The following is a 4,005-nucleotide window of genomic DNA, read 5'->3' as shown; positions in this document are numbered from 1 at the left end:
CCGCGCCGGCGAGCACCTGCCAGGGCGCCCGTCCGGCGACCCTGAGCTGCGTGGACCGGACGGGGTCCAGGCCGAGCAGCGCCTCGGCGTCCACGGCGGCGAGGGCTCTTCCGACCGTCTCGTCGTACGCCTCGGCGCGCGGATCGGCGTAACCAGGGGACTTCTCACCCCGGCAGGCCGACCCGTCCCCCATCACCAGCAGCGCCCACGGTCGGTCCGACACGAGACGGGCACCGAGGTCGGCACAGGTCCCGGCCGGCGCGTCGGCGGCGACGGTCGACATCCGCCAGCCCGTACCGCCCGACGCCGCCACCGGCTGCCGGTTCAGTAGCCAGGCGCCGACGAGCAGGCCGAGCGACAGGCGGTCGGTGCCGGCCCGGTCACCGTCGCCGAGGCGTACCTCCCATGGCAGGCCCCAGGGTGCGAAGCTGCCCCGGAACGGGGGGTCGAGATCGGCGGTGCGGTCGGCGGCACCGATCACCAGCACGTCGCGGGCACCCGAGTCGAGCAATCGGGCGACGGCGGCGTCACACGCGACGCGGAGATCGTCCAGTTCGGGCGCGGCGGCACCGGCCACCTCGGGAACCAACAGCGGCGGATGGGGGCAGACGGCGGCGGCGACCAGTGGCACCCGGCAACCGTATCGGGCGGCCGGTCCGGGACCGTCGCGCACCGGCCGCCCCGGCCTGCCGGCGGGTCCCTCGGCCGTACGCCGTTCGGCGAAAAGCGGCACGCCGGTTCGGACGGTGATGACAGAGGGCTAGGACACCGTATGGTCACGGTCGGCGATAGGCGCTCGACGCGGACCGGGGCGGACCTGTGACAATGCCCGGAGAACTTTGACTGCGCCGTGGCGGGCCCGGGAGGCGACTCCCTGGGCACCGGGAGATCGAGGATGGGCACATGAGCGACTGGACTGCCTTCGGACGGGTGGACGCGGACGGCACCGTCTATGTCAAGACCGCCGAGGGCGAGCGGGTGGTCGGATCCTGGCAGGCAGGGGCACCGGAGGAGGGGTTGGCGCACTTCGCGCGCCGCTTCGCCGACCTGGTGACCGAGGTGGATCTGACCGAGGCGCGGCTCAACTCCGGGGCAGCGGACGCCAACCATTCGCTGAGCACGATCCGGCGCATCCGCGCGTCGCTGGCCGAGGCGCACGTGGTCGGCGACATCGACGCCCTCGCCGCCCGGCTCGACAAGCTCGCCACGGTGGCCGAGGAGAAGGCCGGTGAGGCGCGGGCCGCCAAGGAGGCCGCCCGCACCGAGGCACTGGCGCGCAAGACCACGCTCGTCGAGGAGGCCGAGAAGCTGGCCGCCGAGTCGACCGGTTGGAAGACCGCCGGCGACCGGCTCAAGGAGATCCTCGACGAGTGGAAGACCATCCGGGGGGTCGACAAGAAGACCGACGGCGAGCTGTGGAAGCGGTTCGCCGCCGCCCGCGACGGCTTCACCCGCCGCCGGGGCGCCCACTTCGCCTCCCTGGACTCGCAGCGCAAGCAGGCGCAGACGGTCAAGGAGGAGCTGGTCGCCGAGGCCGAGAAGATCTCCGACTCCACCGACTGGGCGTCCACGGCCAACCAGCTCAAGGAGCTGATGAACCAGTGGAAGGCCGCACCGCGCGCCTCCAAGGAGGCCGAGCAGCGGCTGTGGGAGAGGTTCCGGGCCGCGCAGGACGCCTTCTTCACCCGGCGCAGTGAGGTCTTCTCGGCGCGTGACAACGAACAGCGCGCCAACCTGGAGCGCAAGCAGGCGCTGCTCGCCGAGGCCGAGGCACTCGACGTCGAGGGCGACCCGAAGGGCGCGCAGGCCCGGCTGCGGGACATCCAGGCACAGTGGCACGAGGCCGGCCGGGTCCCCCGGGAGGCGGCGGCCGGGCTGGAGCGCCGACTGCGGACCATCGACGAGAAGGTCCGCGAGGTGATGGACTCGGCCTGGCGCCGGACCACCCGCGAGGACAACCCGCTGCTGGCCCAGATGCGGTCCCAGGTGGCCGAGGCCGAGGAGCGGCTGGCCCGCGCCCAGGCAGCCGGCGACGCCCGACGGATCAAGGAGGCCGAGCAGGCGCTCGCCTCCAAGCGGCAGTTCCTCCAGTTGGCCGAACAGGCCGGCTGAACGCACCTGGCGAAGCCCCGGTCCCCGTGTGGGAGCCGGGGCTTTTCCGTTGCCGGAACTCCTGGTCAGGGCGATGTGAACGTACGACATTTACATCGAGTTGATTCTATGGTTATCTGGGGAAAGCGTTTGCCCTCCGGGGCCAGACACGCCGAGCCACTCCGACCCACTTCGTCCGACGGCAGGCCGCACTCCGCGACCGCCACGGCACCGCTGCCACTGGGCAGGGCAGTCACCGGCGCCGGGGCGTAACCCCTGCCGACCGGATGACGCATCGAGGCCAGCGCCACGGGACGCACCACCGGCACCCGAACGTGGCGGGCCGCATCGCGGACGCGTCCGGGCAGCGACAGTCGGTCCGCGAACACCACGCGTCGTCCGGCCCGTTCCGCGTACCCGAGGATGAGGAGAAATCTCCGTGCTTGCATTCGTCACGCGTCGCCTGACCCGGCGACTCGCGGCGCTGGCCGCCACGGCGGTCGCGCTGCCCACGGCGCTCGTCGCGGTGACGGCCGCCCCCGCCACGGCGGCGACCGTCGACACCAGTGCGTACTACGTGTTCGTGAACCGCAACAGCGGCAAGGCGATGGACCTGTGGAACTGGTCCACCGCCGACGGCGGCGAGATCCGGCAGTTCACCCGCGCCGACGGCAACAACCAGCAGTTCCAGTTCGTCGACGTGGGCAGCGGCTACTACCAGCTCCGGAACCGGCACTCCGGCAAGGTCGTCAGCATCCCCAACTCCAACGACGGCGCGCAGGTCACCCAGGTCACCGCCAGCAGCGACACCAAGCAGCACTTCCGCCTCGTCGACTCCGCCAACGGCGACGTCCGGTTCGTCAGCCGGCACAGCAACAAGGCCCTCGAAGTGTGGCAGTGGTCCACCGCCGACGGTGGGATCGTCTCGCAGTACGCCGACATCGACGGCGCCAACCAGCGGTGGCAACTGGTCCGGCTCGGTGGTGGCACCACTCCCCCGCCGAACCCCGGCCCGCAGACCGGACTGGTCGGCTGGGCCACCCAGAACGGCGGCACCAGCGGCGGCGGCAGCGCCGGCACCACCACGGTCACCACCGCCTCGGCGCTGACCAGCGCGCTCGGCTCCAGCAGCGCGGCGGTGATCCGGGTCTCCGGCACCATCAACTGCTCGGGGATGCTGCGGGTCCGGTCCAACAAGACCATCCTCGGCAACGCGGGCGCGACGATCGCCGGTTGTGGCTTCACCATCAACGGTGACCGCAACGTCATCATCCGGAACCTGACGTTCCGGAACTGGGGCGACGACGCGATCAACATCGAGCAGTCGGCCACGAACATCTGGGTCGACCACAACACCTTCAGCGCCGGGTACGACGGCGCCGTCGACATCAAGCGCGGCTCCGACTTCATCACCGTGTCGTGGAACCGGGTGTTCAGCCACGACAAGACGATGCTGCTCGGACACAGCGACGACAACGCCGGCCAGGACGTCGGCAAGCTGCGGGTGTCGTACCACCACAACTGGTTCGACGGCAGCAACCAGCGCAACCCCCGGGTCCGCTTCGGCAACCCGGTGCACGTCTACAACAACTTCTACAGCAACGTACGCGGCTACGGCGTGGCGTCCACGATGAACGCCGGTGTGCTGGTCGAGGGCAACTACTTCGAGAACACCCCCGACCCGTTCCACCGTGGTGAAGGCGACTCCGGCCCCGGTTCACTGGTGGCGCGCAACAACCACTTCGTCAACTCGGGCGGCGGGCAGAGCGGCGGCAGCGTGGCCGGTATCCCGTACGCGTACACCCTGGACACGCCGAGCAACGTCAAGTCGATCGTGACGGGCGGCGCGGGCGCCGGACGGATCTCGGTCTGACCGCGCGGGTCGGTCGGGGCGCGGCACGCCGGGCCCCGACC

General features: G+C 71.2%; 3 protein-coding genes. 2 read left to right on the top strand and 1 reads right to left on the bottom strand.

The features are described from left to right. The coding region (locus EYA84_RS28075) for a hypothetical protein (protein ID WP_131056903.1) at positions 1-631 on the bottom strand (631 nt) is incomplete at its 3' end. A 272-nt stretch (positions 632-903) separates the two neighbouring features. Between EYA84_RS28075 and EYA84_RS28070 the strand changes: the two genes are divergently transcribed. Beyond that, positions 904-2,112: a DUF349 domain-containing protein gene (locus tag EYA84_RS28070; RefSeq protein WP_131056901.1), complete on the top strand. Its 1,209-nt coding sequence runs from the start codon at positions 904-906 to the stop codon at positions 2,110-2,112. 418 nt (positions 2,113-2,530) lie between these two features. Continuing rightward, positions 2,531-3,964 carry an RICIN domain-containing protein gene (locus EYA84_RS28065; protein ID WP_131056899.1) on the top strand — a complete coding sequence of 478 codons (1,434 nt, stop codon included), beginning with the start codon at positions 2,531-2,533 and terminating at the stop codon, positions 3,962-3,964. The last annotated feature ends 41 nt before the right edge of the window (positions 3,965-4,005 follow it).

The organism is Verrucosispora sp. SN26_14.1 (genome assembly GCF_004307965.1).
Lineage (GTDB): Bacteria > Actinomycetota > Actinomycetes > Mycobacteriales > Micromonosporaceae > Micromonospora.
This window is presented reverse-complemented; position numbering and strand designations above follow the sequence as displayed.

What these genes read in the sequence shown, in the direction of transcription:
- EYA84_RS28070 (WP_131056901.1), top strand. Translation starts at nt 904, where the DNA reads ATGAGCGACTGGACTGCCTTCGGACGGGTGGACGCGGACGGCACCGTC.